Genomic DNA, 16,865 nt, shown 5'->3' with positions numbered 1-16,865 from the left:
GAGATCCACACCAGACGCGTTCTCGTTGTACGGGCCGTAGCCCGCATCGTTCGCCGCAACCGGTACATCGTCGTCGACATTAATCGTCAGCAGCGCGCTTGTGCGGTCACCGTCGCCGTCCGTTACGGTGTAGGTGAACGCCAGATTGAGGTTGTCCTCCCATGCGGTCGCCGTGCTGCCTTGCACGCCGTCGGTATTCAGCGGATGGGCAAGAGGCGCGAATGCCGTATAGGTGTAATTCCCTGCGGCATCGACGGTGAGAGTGAAAACCGGATCATGGCCGTTTATGCCATCGAAATGGCTGCTGGTGCCCGTCAAGGTGCCGCCCCCGGAGCCGTCCGGCGTCCAGGCCAATGTCACGTCTTCCGGTGTACCAATCCCCGATCCATCGACATAAATAGCCTGCAGAACAGGATTAGAGCCGTCATCGGCGATTACCGTCAGGTGCGGCAAGCCATCAAGACCCGTGAAGGCAACGGCTTTCAGTCCGTCAGCGCCCGGCGCGACGTTCAGAACACCCGATACCGAGGTGCTGTCGCCATCGTCACCAGGCCCGCCATCCACGCCGTTGAATTGATTTTCGTCGTCGATATTTCGCGGAAAAAATTCGTCACCGTCAAAACTGCCCGTTAGCGTATCGAACGCATTGGGAGTGTCATCGTTGATTTCCAGCAACAGATGGCCATCGGCCGGCGTGCCGTTTCCGTCGACGACCGTGAAGATCAGATCGAATGTGTTGCTCGTTTCCGTATTGTCAGCGAGCGCGTCGGTATGGTGATGCAGAGCGTGCAGCACGGTCGCTTCGTATGCGCCCGTGGCCGGGTTGGAGACAACGATTTTGAAAACATCATCGGTGCCGTCGTTCGCCAACAACGTATGCGTTGCCTGATCCCACGAGAACGTAACGGTAATGCCATTGATGACCCGGCTCGTGCCGTTCATCGCGGCGAAATTGATGTCGCCCGGCCCATCAGCACCAAAATTATGCGTCAGAACACCAGTGAACGATGCCGGTGAAACAATGTCGTTGATACCGCCCGGATTGCCTCCAGCGCCAGAAATTTCGTCTTCATCGAGAGCAAGCGCATCCTGTCCGACTGTCGGCGTGTCATTGGTGAGAGTCGGCGTCAGCAGGTTGGTAATAACGAAATTCGGCAGTTCCTCCTGGCCAAGCAGCTCAAGGGGCCCAGACAGAGCCAGCGGGTCGACGCCAACGCTGGTGAAGTTCGCGCCCGATGCTTGGGCATTGCCACCTTCGCCGGCGGCGGGCAGGACCGATTGATCTTCGGTAACCGGAAACAGCGTCGCGAACTCTGTACCAGTCAAATCGCGACCAGGAGCAACTTCAACCGTGATGGAATCAAGCGGCTTGCCGGTCGAATCGAAGAATGGCTCAAGCGTGATTGTCGATTTGTTGTCGAAAAGAATTATCAGCTTCTCGCCGATGTGGACCAACGTAATCTTCTCGCCGGCAATAGCTGAGAGATCTGCTTTGACGCTGCCGTCGTAGCTCAACGGCACAACGACAGACTGCTCGCTAAAGGGCTTCGCAATTTTTACGACACGAACCGGGGGTTTCCCTGCGGTTTGCCCAGCAATATTTGCTTGCGCGACTTGAAAGGGTCCATTCATGGCAACGCCTCAAAATTACTGAGAATAAAAATCGACCCTTAACGGGCTCATTAACGATTTCTTAAGAAACCATCCTCTCTTTCAAATGGTTAGGGGTCAAGAAACCTCTATGGTAAATGCGCAGTTACTGGACGCTGTGGTTAAATCGACACGGTTGGAGTTTCCTTGCGGACGAGGCCCGCTCAGGATTGACCCCGTTTGCCCCTCTTGCTTCACTCTCATATTGCTTTTCTGATTTTGGGGGCTGTGCCATGGGCGCCAAATTGCTCAATCTTTTCAAGGCCGCTGCCGTTCTGAGCGCCACTTTGAGCTTGGGTATGCTGAACGCTGGAGCCGCAGACCTTGGTCTGATGCTGTCACCGGGACATGCAGCAGGGGGCTGTTCAGAAATTGTCCTGACCTGCGAAAACGGCCGCGAGTACCCGATTTGCCCTATTGCTGTAAGCGCAACCGGCGAACTGGTGACAGCCAGACTTTATACTGCACCGCACAATGCAACCTACGTCCGGCTGGTGCCTATGGGGGTAGGGTATCGCTACGCGGGCAAGGGGATTTGGCTCGATGGCCTGCGCGGAAACGCGCAACTCAATTTCAGCAACAACAAATCTGTCGCTTGCTCAGTTTCGCTGTCCTGAGTTCGAGATAAGCATCTGCGGATATTGAACGATTGAGGTCACATCCGAATAAGCCCGGATCCAGATGGGCTCGGCATCATCTCTTTGCCGACGGTAACTTCGAAAAGCGGCTGTTGCCAATTCAACCCTTCGTCCGCAAAACCGTGCGGGATGAAGGCCGCGAGTACATATAGGCCTTCGGATGAACATAAGCCGGGCAGTGATCGTACCAACTGTACTGCTGCCAATTCCACTTCCAGCAACCCGAGGCTATGGCCGGTTCGTAACCATAGCCAAATCCCGGCCAACGAGGCTCGTCGCCGAAAGCCTGAGCGCCGTTAACCGGCAAGAGGACCAGCAGGAACGCGCCTGACACTGCTCCCTTAAAAACCGCTCTGACCATTGTAACCTCGAATATTAATGCACTTAATAGCTTCAGCGTGCCAAACTCACTGCTTCTCGGCAAGTCATTTGATTGAGTGAGGTCCGGAAGTCGTTGAATTGGGCCGGACCAGATCGAACTCGCCCAAGCCTTCGCCAGTTTTGATTGTCCCTGCCGTAAATCAAATCCGGGCATACCGGTGGTGCAGTGTGGGAGGGATCGGGCGACACCTCGTGTTTCAACAAAGTTGAGATGCCACAGGCGGCCTGTCAGGGGACGGGCGCGCCGAACCTGCATCTGCCAGCCAGGAGGATCGCAAGAGTAAAACTCCACCGAACCTATGATCCTCGTCGTCAATACCAGACCCCCGCTTGCTCTTCCGACGCTGTGAGGCCATGCTTACCTGGACATCCAGGGCCATCCGGTGATGGTCCTGGGTCAGATCGCGCCATCGCGGCTTCCGCGAGGTATTGATCCATGAACTGCTCCCGCTGCGGTTTCGAGGTTCAGAGCGGCTTTGCTTTTTGCCCAAAGTGCGGTGCAAAGCAGCCGAACTCGTGCCCCAGTTGCGGCTATGTGTGCGCGCCAGATTTTACGTATTGCCCCAAATGCGGCGCACACGTCGGTGACGCCTCTAAAGCCGGCGACCAACGAGAGGCGTCATCTCCGGCAGTTCCGGCGGGGCGCCATCGACCAGCGCTCATGCCGAACCCGGTTGTCGAGGTCGAGCAAGCATTTCGGCCGACGCCTCACAAGGTCGAGACCGAAGCGAACCGCCGCACCATTACCGTGCTGTTTGCGGATCTGAGTGGCTTTACCACGATGAGCGAGCGGCTCGACCCGGAAGTGATGCAAGCTCTTCAGAATGAATTGTTTGAGGAATTGACGACAGCGGTAGAAAGTTTTGGCGGCTTCGTGGACAAATTTATTGGCGATGCGCTGCTCGCATTGTTTGGTGCGCCGGCCGCACACGAAGACGACCCTGAGCGGGCGCTCCGTGCAGCCCTCGACATGATCAATCGGACGGCGCATCTGGGAGAACGATTGAAGACATACGCAGGTTCGCCGCTCATACTCCATATCGGCATCAATACCGGGCGCGTGGTTGCAGGGGGACTCGGTGCGGGTGCTACCAAATCCTATTCAGTGACTGGCGACACGGTGAATACCGCTCAGCGATTGCAGTCGATGGCAGCCCCGGGCGAAGTGCTGGTGGGGCCGCTCACCTACCGCCTCACCCGGCATGCATTCTCGTATGAATCACTTGGCGACGTTGCGCTTCGCGGCAAGGTTGGCAGCGTCCTGGTACATCGTCTCAAGGGGCCGCTCGACACGCCGCGTGCGGCGCGAGGACTCGAAATACTGGGCCTTAGCGCCCCGCTGATCGGGCGCGACGCAGAGATCGCCCGTATGATGGGGTGCCTTGACCTGGCGTGTGGCGGAGCTGCTCAACTGGTGCGACTGGTCGGCGAAGCAGGCATCGGAAAATCACGTCTGGTAAATGAATTCGTCACCCGCGCGAGCGATGAGAGCCGATTCGCGGACGTGGCTATCCGGCGGGCCGTCTGCTCGCCCCTGGGTGAGCAATCCTACGGTACGCTTGCCGCAGTGCTACGCAGCGCCTACGGCATCGCGCACAAGGCTTCGGCAGTAGAGGTACAGACCAAGCTGGCCAAAGCGCTGTCGGAGCTTGGCCTCGCGACCGAAGAGATCGCGCGGCTGATGCCCCTCTATTTTCATGTTCTCGGCCTCGGCGACCCCGACGACGCCCTGCAACATGTTGAACCGGAACAGCTCCGGCGACAGATTTTTTTCGCGATCCGCACCGTCTTCGAACGGCGTCTGGCCCTGTCGCCACTCCTGATTATTGTCGAAGACCTGCACTGGGCCGACGCCGTGTCGCTTGAGGCCTTGCGGTTCGTGATGGATCGGCTGGAGCGTGGGCGGCTGATGCTATTGTTCACACACCGTCCGATGCTTGAAATGGATCCGCTCGAGTCAAGTCGAATTAGCCATACAACGCTCCGGCTGGCCCCCCTTCGCATAGCTGACGGACAAGAGCTGCTCGCGGCGCTCTTCGGTCACGGTTGGAGTGGATCTCACAAAAATCTATTCAATCGGATTCTTGAACGCGCGAGCGGTAATCCGCTGTTCGTTGAAGAAATCATACGCGGTCTTATCGAAGCTGACGTTTTGGCACGTGACGGCTCGCATTGGCAGATCAAGTCCGATGAAGCGGCCGCTGACATCCCGGCGAGCATTCAGGCCTTGTTGCTCGCGCGAGTGGACCGATTGCCACACGACGTGCGTAGGTTGGCCCAGGAAGCAGCAGTCATCGGGCCACGCTTTGATGCTGCCCTTCTCGGGGCCACGGCGACCGACCCGGCGAAAGTAGAGGCAGGGCTTGAACTGCTGTGCGATGCCGAGATTATCGAGGAGATCGCGGGCGCGAACTCGATTTCGATGCAATCCTATCGGTTTACGCAAACCATGCTTCAGGATGTGATCTACCAGAACCTCCTCCTGCAACGGCGTGTTGGAATGCATGGACGGATCGGTACTGCCCTGGAGCGGCTGTGCGGGGATGATCCCGAACGACTCGAAGACCTCACACTGCTGGGACATCATTTCAGCCTCAGCGCGAACAAGCCGAAGGGCGCGCATTACCTGAGCTCGGCCGGGGATCGAGCGCGCGCGATCTACGCCAACGATGACGCTATCCGCCTCTATCAACAGGCACTCGCCGTCCTGTTGACCTCTGACGATCAAGGACCGGAACGGCTTGTGCTGTACGAGAAAATTGCCGACCTGTGTGGAACTGCTGGCCGCCGTGACACGGCCGACGAACACTACCAGACGGTGCTGGAGGCTCACCGCGCGGCCGGAGACCGCGCCGCCGCGGCGCGGATACTTCGCAAGCTTGGCCGATTGATGTGGGACGCCGGCAAACGAAGCAAGGCGGAGGCGCATTACACCGAGGCGGCTGCGCTGCTTGAAGGAACGGATGCGCCGATCGAGTGGGCGCACCTCTTGCAAGAGCGCGGCCACCTCGCATTTCGCACGGGCGATCACACCGAGGCTGCGAGGTGGGCGGACGATGCGCTGGGTTACGCTCAATCCGTGCCGCCAGATATAGACAAGCAGGCCGGCCGCGAGGCGGCTCGCGCCACCGCGGAGGCGCTCAACACCAAAGGGGTTGCACTGGCGCGGCTCGGACGAAGCCAGATAGCGGTGAGCGAGGTGGAGCGAAGCGTCGCGGTGGCCGAAGCCGCTGGCCTTCTCAGTGCAGCCTGCCGCGGTTACACCAATCTTGGCGTGCTCTACACGATGGTCGATCCGGCGAGAGCGATGGAAGTATGCCGGCGCGGCCTTGCTATCGCGCGCCGTATCGGCGATCTCGGCTTTCAGGCGCGTCTTCTTGCCAACCTCGCCGTTGCCTGTTGCACTTTCACGGACAAATGTGCCAACGAGGGTGTGCCGGCTGCCGAAAAGGCGATCGAACTTGACCGTGCGCTCGACCAGCGCGAGCATCTCGCTGTGCCATTGATTGTGCTTGGGCAAATTCATCAATGCCATGGCCAACCGGAACTTGCGGCCCGCTGCTACAATGAGGCAATTGAGGTGGCTCGCGAAACGGGCGAGCCACAGCAGCTCTTTCCATGTTATGATGGTCTCGCGACGCTGAACCTCGATCGAGGCGACATGCCTGAAGCCGAGCGGTACTTTGCCTTGGCGCACGATGTTTGCGCCCGGCACGGGCTTGATCCTGAAGCGCTGATCGTACTGCCATTTCTTGATTAGCAAACTGAAGGAGGTTGACCATGTCCGAACGTCATGTCGATGGGCTACTCCAGCCGGGCGACCGCGCACCGAACGTCGTGCTGGATGCGATCACACGCGATGGCAAGATCGCGCTTGACGACTTCCGCGGCCGCCGTCCCGTATTGATCGGCTTATTTCGAGGCCTGCATTGCCCGTTCTGCCGGCGCCATCTTGCGGCCCAGGCGCAACTTGACACCGCGTTGCGCGAGAAAGGCATTGAGAGTCTGGCGGTGGTCAACACGCCAATCGAGCGCGCGCGGCTCTATTTCCGTTATCATCCGCTACCCAATCTGCTCGCCGCGTCCGACCCCGAGCGCGTCTCGCACCGCGCGTTTGGCTTGCCCAATCTCGAGTTCACGGAGAGCGAAAGCGAATGGCCGCGCAAAATGAGTATGAATGCCGTAATGACCATGCGGATGGACATGCCGGGGGAGTTACCCGAGCCGATGAATCCAATGGCCGCGGCTGATCTCCTCAACACCAAGGACGGCTACGAAATGACCGAAGCCGACGAGCACATGAAGGCAACCGGCCAAGGCCAACTCTTTGGCCAATTCCTGCTTGATCGGGAGGGTATCGTGCGCTGGAGCTTTACCGAAGTTCCCGAAGATGGCCGACGCATGTTCGGGGCTCCGACTCCCCGAGAGCTGATGTCGGCCGCCTCCCAAGTTGCGGGCTGAGTGTCTTTAATACGGTCCTCGCTGTGTGCCCTACCACGCTGTGGTTCTATTCTCCGGCCTCTGCGGCACGTCTCCAGAAAACGGGAGCCCGCTCGCTTGTTGTCCAGTACTATCCGACGCGCAGCGGGTCGGGTCATTTTCGTCACTCAAAGATTTGGAATGGCCAGGCTTTTTTAACTCGCTGCGGTGGCCAGCTGGGCGGTTGCGACACGAAGCAAATCGACGGCCTGCGCTGGTGTGTCGGCGACCCGCACGCCGGCTTTTTCCAAAGCTGCGCGTTTGGTGACATATCCGCCCTTGCCGCCAGTCACGATGGCGCCAGCATGCCCCATCTTTTTGTCCGGCGGAGACGAACGGCCGGCAATAAACGACACGATCGGCTTCTTTATACTGCGCGCATACTCCGCAGCCTCCTCTTCCATGCCGCCGCCAATTTCACCGACCAGAACAATCGATCTTGTCCGCTCATCGCGATCGAGCGCGACAAGCGCATCGCGCGTCGTCGTGCCGATGATGGGATCGCCGCCAACGCCAATGAAAGCTGATTGACCCAATCTGGCTCGTGTGAGGTTAAGACACATTAGCGTTCCGAGGCTCCCGCTTCGCGAGATTACGCCGACGTCCCCCCGCATGAAGATGTTGGGGTTATGCCCTGGCATAATACCGACAAAACCTTCGCCTGGCGTCACAATGCCGGCGGTATTCGGACCGACGATCTTACTTCGCGATATCTTCTGCCGCGCGAAAATCTCCAGCACATCATGACTGGGGATATGTTCAGTAAGTGTGACAATGGTTCCAACGCCTGCGTCAATCGCATCAATGATAGCCTCTTTTGCCATTGCTGGCGGAATGAAGATCACCGACACATCGATCCGCGTGCGCTTTGCGGCTTCCACAGCCGTCCTGAACATCGGCACGCCAAGATGCGTTTCACCCGCCCGCTTCGGATGCACACCAGCGACAACGTCGGTCCCCATTTCCATCATCCGCTCGGACCAGAACGAGCCCTGCTTGCCCGTCATGCCCTGCACCAGAACTTTTTGTCCGCGACGATAGATCATTGGGCTGCCTCAACCGCCGCCTTGACGGCGTCTTCCATGAAATCAAACGGTTCGATGCCAAGCTGCTCCCGAACCAGCTTGACCGCTTCATCCTCGCCGGTGCCGTGAATCGAGAAAAATACCGGCACCTTTGGTTTCAGCTTTTTCCACGCCCTCACGACGCCGTCGGCCATTACGTCGGTTCGCGCAAATGCACCGCAGAAATTGACGACAAGGCTTTTGACACCGGGATTTGCCAGGACGAGATCGAGCGCTATTTCCGATTTTGTGTAGGCCTCGCCCCCGATCTCGAGAAAATTCGCTGGCCGGCCACCAAAATGATCAATGACGTCCATTGTTGTCATGGTCAGGCCCGCGCCATTGGCAAGAACACCGACATTACCCTCGAGCTGAATGAACTTGAGTCCGCTGGCCGCGCCGCGTTCCTCCAGAACCGTCATTTTGTCCGGCGCTGCGACGCGGGTAAGATCCGGCTGACGAACCGACGATGCGTCATCCAGGACAAACTTGCAGTCCAGCGCGACAACACGCCCATCCTTCAGAAGGGCCAGCGGATTGATTTCGACCAGCTCGGCATCCTTAGCGCGGAAAATCCCATACAACCTTGCAAGAATGTCGGCGATCTTACCGGTTGCATCACCCAATTCGAGATCATTCAACATCGCAGCCGCGTCCGACGCGCCAAAGCCGTGGTGCATATTGACGACAGCACGGCAGATGGCGTCCGGGTGCCTTTCGGCAACGTCTTCGATATCCATGCCGCCTTCGGTCGAGAACAACACCATCGGGCTGCGGCTGGAAACATCGATCAGCACCGCGGCATAGAACTCCCGCTCGATCGGACACAGTTGCTCGACCAGAACGCGCGTGACGGGATGTCCGCCGATACTCATCCGCAGAATCTCGCGCGCAGCTTTCGCCGCTTCTTCCGGCGTATGAACCAGCTTGATGCCGCCGGACTTGCCTCTCTTTCCGGTCGGGACCTGGGCCTTCACTACAGACGGCCCGATATCCGCAACGATTGCGGAAGCCTGCTCCGCGGTTTCGCAGATACTGCCTTTTGGCGCCGGGATGCCCGCCGGTCCGAGGATGTGCTGCTTGGCGGCATGCTCTTCGAGATTCATTGTATCGTCCTATTTCCCGTAACGCACCCAATGCGGCCCAAACAGTTCTTCCTCGCTCGGCTTGTCTTCGGGAATTGGCGTGACAAGGTGAGTGATATTGAGAAAATGTTTGTAGTTCAGATTTTCCGAGATGCTGTTCTTCTGCCAAGAACCGCAACCCATGGTCAGCGTAAACTCCAGGCCGCTATCGAAACCGCCGCCATTTCCAAACGTATGAGCGAAGTTGATCAGCACGCGAACGACCGGAAGATCCTCCGCCAACTCGCATGCACGCGCCATGTTGGTTGTGTGCAGACCCATCGAGTGACCGCGCCCCTGAAAATTAAGGATCTTGCGGACAATCTCCTTGGCTGCGGTAAAATCCTTGGCGCGATAGACCGTCAGGACCAATGCCAACTTCTCTCCCGAGAGAGGATAGTCGCGACCAATTCCGGCTTCCTCGACCAGAATGTATTTTGACTTGGCCGCTGCGCCTGGAAGATTGAAGCTATCGACCAGCACCTTCATATCCTGAGCGATCAAACGCCTGTTGAGCTTCCCGTTTTTCCAAAGCTCGTTCTGAATCCTGGCCTTCTGCGACACGTCAGCCATATAGCCGCCGGCGCGCTTCAAAGCTTCGATGGCCTTGTCATAAACCGCATCGACGATGATCACCGCGTTCTCCGAAGAACACGATGTCGCGTTATCGAACGTCTTCGATGCGCATATTTTCTGAGCGGCCGAATCCAGATCGGCCGTTTCGTCTATAATCACCGGCACATTTCCGGCCCCGACGCCGATAGCCGGCGTCCCGCTTGAATAGGCCCGTCGCACGTTGTCCTGCGATCCGGTAACGAAAACAAGATCGACGGCTTCCATCAGCGCCTGTGTGGTCTCCTTCGTCACAGGATTCGGGAGAATCTGAACCAGATCCTCCGGCAGGCCGATCTGCGCCAGCGATTCGCGCATATAGTTCACGACCATCTCGGTCGTCCTATATCCCAGAGGCGACGGAGCAATGATCACCGCGTTGCGCCCCTTGATCGCCATCATCGCCTTGTTGACGGGCGTCGCGCCGGGATTGGTCGATGGCGTAATCGCACCGACCACTCCGACCGGCTTGGCAAATTTCACAATACCCCGCTTATCGTCACGCTCGATCTCACCGACGGTTTTCGCGCGAAGCAGATCGCGGAGCGTACCGAACGTTTTGCGCTGCTTCTTGATGATCTTGTCAGGCACATTACCGAGACCCGTGTCTTTCACCGCAAGCTCGGCAAGTGCCTTCGCGTGCTCTGGCTTGTAGAGCGACCACGCGATTGCGCGCACGGCTTCATCCACGCGGGCCTGGTTAGCATCGGCAAATGTCGCTTGCGCGGCCCGGGCGCGACGCATGAGATCTGCTGCGATCCCTTGAGCGTCCGTTTCTCGTTCTTGCAAATTAACAAGAGTACTCATGTCTTAACTCCATCTGGGGCAGGCATTAACGTGCGGCTGGCGCGCCATTGCTGTATGAATGGAAGCAGCAGCATCACAATCACAAAGACCATGACCGTTCCTGAAATCGGGCGGGTGAAGAACACCGTCCAATCATTCCCGAAACTGATCATCGAGTTCATGAAAGATTCTTCCGCAAGCGGTCCCAGGATGACGCCGAGTACGAGCGGCGCGACAGGAAACTTGAATCGTTCAAACAGGTAGCCAATCACACCGAACCCGATCATCAGCCACAGGTCAGTGATGCTGTTGCGGATCGAGAGAGCCCCGACGAAGCACAGAACCAGTACATAGGCTGACACAATCGCTTCAGGCAGATCGAGAATCTTTACCAGCGGGCGGATCGCGAAATAGCCGATCACGCACATCAGGAGAATGCCGAGAAAGATCGAAGCAAAGATGGTGTAAACAATCGGAGCCGAGTTCGCCATCACCTGCGGCCCCGGCTGAATGCCGTGCAGCATGAATGCTCCGAGAATGATCGCGGTCGCACCGCTGCCCGGAATACCGAGCGCGAGCAGCGGCACCAGCGCTCCGCCGACAGAGGCCGTCGCCGCGGCTTGTGGCGCGACGATACCTTCGGGAACACCGGTGCCCATATCGTTCCGGCGCTTGCCGAACTGCTTTTCCATACCGTAGCTCACGAACGAAGCGATCGTCGCGCCGGCGCCGGGAATAATACCTATAATGTTCCCTAGTATACTCGATCGCACAAACATCGCTTTGAGCGCGCCGATTTCACACAGGGTCGGCAACTCGGTGCGAGCAGAACCGATCTCTTCGATAGGCTTGGTCGCAAATCCCATCCCCAACCGCGACATAACTTCGCTGATGCCATAAACACCGACCATCACAACCAGGAACTCGACACCATCCGCAAGTAGCGGCGAGCCAAACGTGAAGCGCGATGAACCATAGGTCTCGTCGGTACCGACAGTCGCGATCAGGAGACCAACCGACAGACTGATCAAGGCGTTTGCCAGCGATCCGCTTCCCAGCGCAACGACGCTCGATAACCCGAACATCAGCACCGCGAAATACTCCGGCGTGGAAAATCGCAGCGCGAAAGATGCGAGCGGTTGGGTGAGTACAACCATGATGGTGGCAGACAGCAGGCCGCCGCCGAGAGCCGCGATCAGTGTCCAGCCGAGCGCCTTGGCCGCGTGTCCTTTCCGTCCCATCGTGTAGCCGTCCCATAACATTGGAACGTCGATCGGCTCGCCGGGTATACGGAACAGAATGGCAGTGAAAGCACCGCCATAGGTGCCTGATACATACATAGCGCTCAGCAGCACGATCGATGCAGTGACATCCATGCGGTAGGTGAACGGGAGCGCCAAAGCGACGCCCATCACCAGCGTAAGGCCGGGAAGTACCCCGATCAGCAAGCCAATGACAATACCGATGAACAGCATCAGCAAATGAATCGGCGTGAAGCAATCGATGAAGCCTTGGCCGAGCTGCATAAGAACTTGAGACATGCTTGCGCTCCTGCTCTCAACCACCAAGGATAATGCGAATGAAATCGGTGAAACCGTCGAACGGCGGCGCACCGCGAGGCAGCGAGACGTAGGCAATACGCATGAACAGGATTGCCGCTGCGATGGTTATGCCCGCGCTGGTGAGCCAGATGGTCCTATGGTGACGATAACGGCCAAGGTACATAAAGGCCGCGAGCAAGAGAAAAGTTGAAAGCAGAAAGCCAAGATAACCCACAACGAAAGCGTATGACGTCACCAGCGCGATGCCGCCGGCGAGAAGCCACGGGTACTTTTTCTCTTCCTCTTCAGTTTCTATCTCCTCCAGCGCGTCAACGACGCCGTGCGCTTCGCCCTTCAACCCGAGGAGAATTCTGCCGATTTCGAACAGGCACGCCGCCGCCATCAGCCCAATGATGGTCCGAGGCCAGAAATCAGGGCCAAGCGCGCCAGGCCGCGGCGAATATTCGATCTGCCGCGCAAAGTGAAAGAGCAACGCTGCAACAGCGAGGCCGACAAGATAGGGGAACGTCGATCGAATGATGCTTTTTTCCATATCCTGGCCTCGCCCCAATCGCGGCTAGTTGGTCGTAACCGTTTTTCTCATGTCTTCGAGTTGCTCTTTGACAAAGGCGGGTGCCTTTGTTGAATTCTCGAAGCTTGCGGAATCGCCGTACTGATCCTCGAGGAATTTCTTGTACTCCGGAGTCACAGCGACCTTAGCGAGTGCATCAGAAAGTTTCGCAATGATGTCGGGCGGAGTACCTGCCCGCACGACGATGGCGCGGAACTGCGGCAGGGCGACCTTGTATCCGAGTTCAAACGAAGACGGCACATCCTTGAACGCTGCCAATCGCTTTTCGCCGAACAGCATGATCGGACGCATTTGCTTACCGGTCAGAAACTGACCGACGTCACCTGCCTGTTCGTAAAGCGCGTCGGCATGACCGCCAAGAATTGAGACGTAGCGCTCGCTCGGCTTTCCGAACGGCACTTGCACGACCTTGACACCACCCCGTTCGAGCACGGAAAGCGAGAAGTCATCGACGCTGCCGAAGCCGAGTGTGGCTACTTTCAACTTGCCGGGGTTAGCCTTGGCTTCCTTCTCGAAATCGGCCCAGGTTTTGAACGGACTATCCTCTTTCACGAAGATGAAAGATGGCGCTTTGATCATCACCGCTACTGGCGTGATACTGTTCATCGTCCATCGCGGCGCCTTGCCAGCCAGCAACGCATGGCTGTCGGCGATGTAGATCGCCATCGCGTAGCCGTCGGCCGGCGCAGCGAGAAGCTTCGCCATGCCAGTGGCGCCCGTGCCACCCGGCACGTTCACGACCGGAACGCCCTGGCCGAGCAATGGCTCGATCAACTTGCCGACAAGGCGCGCGAGTTGGTCGGCACCACCGCCCGGGCCCCAAGGCACGATCAGTTCGATCGGTCGTTCGGGATAACCGGCTGCTACCGCCTTGCCGCCGAACATTGCAGCGCACAACGCAGCACCGAATACTACCAAGCGTCGCATCGCCGAGCGGTGAGGCGAATCCCGGCGCGCGGCCGTTTGTTGATTGACCTTCATGTTTCCCTCCCAACGATTTCTTCCGGCTTTTATGATCTCAACCGCCGGACTTTTGACGTCCGATTCAACCTTGGTCGTTTTTCTTATGGTGCATGACGCCAGAACCATGACAAAATTGATTGTCTGCATCGCCATCATTCACGGGATTTATCGGTGAACCAGGATCTCGATATCTCGCTACTGCGAACATTCGTTGCGATCGTCGATACCGGCGGACTCACATCTGCGGGAAAGAAGGTCGGACGCACGCAACCTGCCATCACGCATCAAATTCGACGCCTCGAACAAGCGGTCGGAAAGCCATTGTTCGGTGACAAGCGAAGGAACATGAGCCTCACGCATGACGGCGAGGTTTTGCTTGAGTTCGCACACTCGATCCTGCGTCTGAACGATGAGGCCCGCGGACGTTTTTCAGTTCCTGATATTGCGGGTCGTGTCACGCTGGGCACGCCGGATCTTTATGCCTCATACTTGCTGCCCGAAGTCCTCGACAATTTTTCGCGTGCATATCCGCAGGTCGAAATCCAACTGCGTTGCACGAGAAGCGTTCACCTCAACGCAGCACTGGAGCGCGAGGAACTCGACATCGCGCTGATGACCAACCAGCCGGAGTTTCGGCACGGCGAATTGGTGCGGTGCGAACCCCTGGTGTGGGTGGCAGGCTTGCGAAGTCAGCCGGAGCTACAGAAGCCACTCCCTCTTGCCGTCCTGCCGCAAGGCAGCGTTTATCGGTATCACGCGCTTGAGGCGCTGGGCGCGGCGGGAATGCAGTGGTCGATCCGTTCTGTCTCGGACAGCATCGCCGGGTTGCAAGCCGCCGTGTTGGCCGGGCTCGCGGTTTCTGTATTTCCACAATGTGCTGTCGTTTCGGGTATCCGGTGTCTCGACGGCGAGAGCGGCTTGCCGAAGCTGCACCCCATCGAACTGGTGCTGCATCGCAAGAGTCACGATCTGTCCGATGCGGCCGAACAGCTAGCGCAATATATCGCACATGAGTTGGGGAACCCGGCATTGACACCGGCGAGCGCCATGAAATCAGCAAAGGAAAAGCGGCTGCGTTGAAGCAGCCGCTCTCATATCACAACAACGATCTTCTGCTTTATGCGACTTTCTGTGGCCGCATGTCGTCCCGGCTGATGCCCGCGACAACGACAGGCTTCTTCATTGCGTCACGCCGGAAAGGCTCGCCAAGCTCCTGATTCAGGAGAACCTCGATGAAGGTCGTCTTGCCCTGCTTTTGAGCTTCGCAGGATTCGCGAAGTGCGTCGGTCAGCTCCTGCTGCGTTTTAACAACGATACCCTTGAGACCGCACGCATCAGCAAGCTTCGCGTAGCTCAAATGCCGATCGAGTTCGGTTCCGACGAAGTTGTTGTCGTACCACAGGATCGAATTGCGCTTCTCCGCGCCCCATTGATAGTTACGGAAAATCACCATGGTGACGCCAGGCCATTCTTCGCGGCCGACTGAGCTCATCTCGTTCATCGAGATTCCGAACGCGCCGTCGCCGGCAAAACCAACGCACGGGACGTCTGGGTTACCGATCTTGGCGCCAATGATCGAAGGAAAACCATAACCACACGGACCGAACAGACCGGGAGCCAGATACTTGCGGCCTTCATCGAAGGACGGATAGGCATTGCCGATCGCGCAGTTGTTGCCGATATCGCTCGAGATAATTGCATCGCGCGGCAGACCCGCCTGGATCGCGCGCCACGCCTGGCGTGGCGACATGAGCTCCTTGTCGCGAATTCGCGCATCGTGATTCCAGCTTGTGCCTGGATCGTCGTCTTCATGATCCATGCTCGACAAGGTTTGCAGCCACTTCGACTTGGTCTGGTGCAGCAGCACTTTGCGTTCCTCACGGCCTGCATCCCCGGCGGATGGCGACAGCTTTGCGAGAATGGCTTGCGCGACTCGTTTGGCGTCACCGCAAATCCCGACCGTCACCGGTTTGGTCAGACCGATCCGATCTGCGTTGATGTCGACCTGGATGATCTTGGCGCTGTTGGGCCAGTAGTCGATGCCATAGCCTGGCAGCGTGGAAAATGGATTAAGGCGCGTACCGAGCGCGAGCACCACGTCGGCTTTGGCGATCAATTCCATAGCAGCTTTCGAGCCGTTATATCCCAGCGGGCCGACCGCCAGACGGTGACTGCCGGGGAATGAATCGTTGTGCTGATAGTTATTGCATACCGGTGCATCGAGACGCTCGGCAAGCGCAACACAATCCGAAATCGCACCGCCGATCACAACCCCGGCGCCCGAGAGGATGACCGGGAACTTGGCTTCGGACAAAAGCCTCGCTGCTTCGGAGATCGCATGATCGCCGCCGGAAGGCCGCTCGAACTCTACGATCGCCGGCAAGTTGATGTCGACAACCTGAGTCCAGAAGTCGCGCGGGATGTTGAGCTGCGCAGGAGCGGACAAACGCTTCGCTTTCAGAATGACGCGATTCAGCGTTTCGGCCACGCGCGAAGGGTCCCGCACCTCCTCCTGGTAGCAAACCATGTCGCGGAACAGCGCCATCTGTTCGACTTCCTGGAAGCCGCCCTGCCCGATGGTCTTGTTCGCCGCCTGCGGCGTGACCAAAAGCATCGGCGTATGATTCCAATACGCAGTCTTGATCGGTGTCACGAAGCCGGTAATGCCCGGACCGTTCTGCGCAATCGCCATCGCCATCTTGCCGGTCGAACGGGTGTAGCCGTCGCAAATCAGGCCGCCGTTGGTTTCATGCGCCACATCCCAGAACGTGATGCCGGCTTTCGGAAACAGATCCGAGATGGGCATGAACGCCGAACCAATGATGCCGAATGCATGCTCGATGCCATGCATCTGCAGGACTTTCACGAAGGCTTCTTCCGTCGTCATCTTCATGGGAGGTGATCTCACTCTGTTTTGAAATACGGCGCGACTGAACTTTCCGGGCGAGCAATGCCATATCGCTTGACTGCTTGCAATGAATGTTTCAATTTATAGCTCAATACGTTCCGGAAAATGGAATAATTGCGAACTAGCG

General features: G+C 57.9%; 12 protein-coding genes. 4 read left to right on the top strand and 8 right to left on the bottom strand.

What is annotated here, in order from left to right; genetic code table 11:
- Positions 1-1,632, bottom strand: a 1,632-nt coding sequence (locus AC1Q6J_RS00500; RefSeq protein ID WP_492277359.1) for a DUF5801 repeats-in-toxin domain-containing protein, incomplete at its 3' end; no start/stop codon positions are given.
- A 251-nt stretch (positions 1,633-1,883) separates the two neighbouring features.
- On the opposite strand from AC1Q6J_RS00500, the gene AC1Q6J_RS00495 reads away from it, so the two are divergent.
- The 3 genes from AC1Q6J_RS00495 to AC1Q6J_RS00485 all read left to right on the top strand — a co-directional run bounded on the left by AC1Q6J_RS00495 (position 1,884) and on the right by AC1Q6J_RS00485 (position 7,130).
- On the top strand, positions 1,884-2,267 hold the full coding sequence (locus AC1Q6J_RS00495; RefSeq protein ID WP_492277358.1) for a hypothetical protein: 384 nt from the start codon (positions 1,884-1,886) through the stop codon (positions 2,265-2,267).
- Positions 2,268-3,105: 838 nt separating this feature from the next.
- Entirely contained in the window at positions 3,106-6,429 is a 3,324-nt protein-coding gene (locus tag AC1Q6J_RS00490; protein WP_492277357.1) for an adenylate/guanylate cyclase domain-containing protein, read from the top strand.
- Between the two features lie 20 nt (positions 6,430-6,449).
- The gene (locus tag AC1Q6J_RS00485) at positions 6,450-7,130 is read left to right on the top strand and encodes a peroxiredoxin-like family protein (protein ID WP_492277356.1); all 681 of its coding nucleotides are present in this window, start codon (positions 6,450-6,452) and stop codon (positions 7,128-7,130) included.
- Positions 7,131-7,303: 173 nt separating this feature from the next.
- Here the strand turns inward: AC1Q6J_RS00485 and AC1Q6J_RS00480 are convergent, their stop codons facing one another.
- Genes AC1Q6J_RS00480 through AC1Q6J_RS00455 form a run of 6 tightly spaced genes read right to left on the bottom strand, consistent with a single transcriptional unit; the run spans position 7,304 to position 13,986 of the window.
- Positions 7,304-8,194, bottom strand: a complete 891-nt coding sequence (locus tag AC1Q6J_RS00480; protein ID WP_492277355.1) for a succinate--CoA ligase subunit alpha — start codon at positions 8,192-8,194, stop codon at positions 7,304-7,306.
- A complete protein-coding gene (locus tag AC1Q6J_RS00475) occupies positions 8,191-9,318 on the bottom strand; it encodes a succinate--CoA ligase subunit beta (protein WP_492277354.1) in 1,128 nt (375 codons plus the stop codon). The genes AC1Q6J_RS00480 and AC1Q6J_RS00475 overlap by 4 nt, the downstream gene beginning before the upstream one ends.
- A gap of 9 nt (positions 9,319-9,327) precedes the next feature.
- The gene (gene sauS, locus AC1Q6J_RS00470) at positions 9,328-10,755 is read right to left on the bottom strand and encodes an acylating sulfoacetaldehyde dehydrogenase (RefSeq protein ID WP_492277353.1); all 1,428 of its coding nucleotides are present in this window, start codon (positions 10,753-10,755) and stop codon (positions 9,328-9,330) included.
- Positions 10,752-12,275 carry a tripartite tricarboxylate transporter permease gene (locus AC1Q6J_RS00465; protein WP_492277352.1) on the bottom strand — a complete coding sequence of 508 codons (1,524 nt, stop codon included), beginning with the start codon at positions 12,273-12,275 and terminating at the stop codon, positions 10,752-10,754. The genes sauS and AC1Q6J_RS00465 overlap by 4 nt, the downstream gene beginning before the upstream one ends.
- A gap of 16 nt (positions 12,276-12,291) precedes the next feature.
- Positions 12,292-12,828: a tripartite tricarboxylate transporter TctB family protein gene (locus AC1Q6J_RS00460; protein WP_492277351.1), complete on the bottom strand. Its 537-nt coding sequence runs from the start codon at positions 12,826-12,828 to the stop codon at positions 12,292-12,294.
- Positions 12,829-12,852: 24 nt separating this feature from the next.
- Positions 12,853-13,986 carry a Bug family tripartite tricarboxylate transporter substrate binding protein gene (locus AC1Q6J_RS00455; protein WP_492277350.1) on the bottom strand — a complete coding sequence of 378 codons (1,134 nt, stop codon included), beginning with the start codon at positions 13,984-13,986 and terminating at the stop codon, positions 12,853-12,855.
- A 15-nt stretch (positions 13,987-14,001) separates the two neighbouring features.
- On the opposite strand from AC1Q6J_RS00455, the gene AC1Q6J_RS00450 reads away from it, so the two are divergent.
- Entirely contained in the window at positions 14,002-14,910 is a 909-nt protein-coding gene (locus AC1Q6J_RS00450) for a LysR substrate-binding domain-containing protein (protein WP_492277349.1), read from the top strand.
- A gap of 37 nt (positions 14,911-14,947) precedes the next feature.
- On the opposite strand, the gene xsc is transcribed toward AC1Q6J_RS00450, so the two are convergent.
- A complete protein-coding gene (xsc, locus tag AC1Q6J_RS00445; protein WP_492277348.1) occupies positions 14,948-16,723 on the bottom strand; it encodes a sulfoacetaldehyde acetyltransferase in 1,776 nt (591 codons plus the stop codon).
- Between the last annotated feature and the right edge of the window lie 142 nt (positions 16,724-16,865).

This window comes from Afipia sp. MLSD5-FHT05B12, from assembly GCF_058793355.1.
This window is presented reverse-complemented; position numbering and strand designations above follow the sequence as displayed.

Excerpts from the sequence above, each read along its gene's own strand:
- AC1Q6J_RS00495 (WP_492277358.1), top strand. The coding sequence starts at position 1,884 with ATGGGCGCCAAATTGCTCAATCTTTTCAAGGCCGCTGCCGTTCTGAGC.
- AC1Q6J_RS00490 (WP_492277357.1), top strand. The coding sequence starts at position 3,106 with ATGAACTGCTCCCGCTGCGGTTTCGAGGTTCAGAGCGGCTTTGCTTTT.
- AC1Q6J_RS00485 (WP_492277356.1), top strand. The coding sequence starts at position 6,450 with ATGTCCGAACGTCATGTCGATGGGCTACTCCAGCCGGGCGACCGCGCA.
- AC1Q6J_RS00480 (WP_492277355.1), bottom strand. The coding sequence starts at position 8,194 with ATGATCTATCGTCGCGGACAAAAAGTTCTGGTGCAGGGCATGACGGGC.
- AC1Q6J_RS00475 (WP_492277354.1), bottom strand. The coding sequence starts at position 9,318 with ATGAATCTCGAAGAGCATGCCGCCAAGCAGCACATCCTCGGACCGGCG.
- sauS (WP_492277353.1), bottom strand. The coding sequence starts at position 10,755 with ATGAGTACTCTTGTTAATTTGCAAGAACGAGAAACGGACGCTCAAGGG.
- AC1Q6J_RS00465 (WP_492277352.1), bottom strand. The coding sequence starts at position 12,275 with ATGTCTCAAGTTCTTATGCAGCTCGGCCAAGGCTTCATCGATTGCTTC.
- AC1Q6J_RS00460 (WP_492277351.1), bottom strand. The coding sequence starts at position 12,828 with ATGGAAAAAAGCATCATTCGATCGACGTTCCCCTATCTTGTCGGCCTC.
- AC1Q6J_RS00455 (WP_492277350.1), bottom strand. The coding sequence starts at position 13,986 with ATGATGGCGATGCAGACAATCAATTTTGTCATGGTTCTGGCGTCATGC.
- xsc (WP_492277348.1), bottom strand. The coding sequence starts at position 16,723 with ATGAAGATGACGACGGAAGAAGCCTTCGTGAAAGTCCTGCAGATGCAT.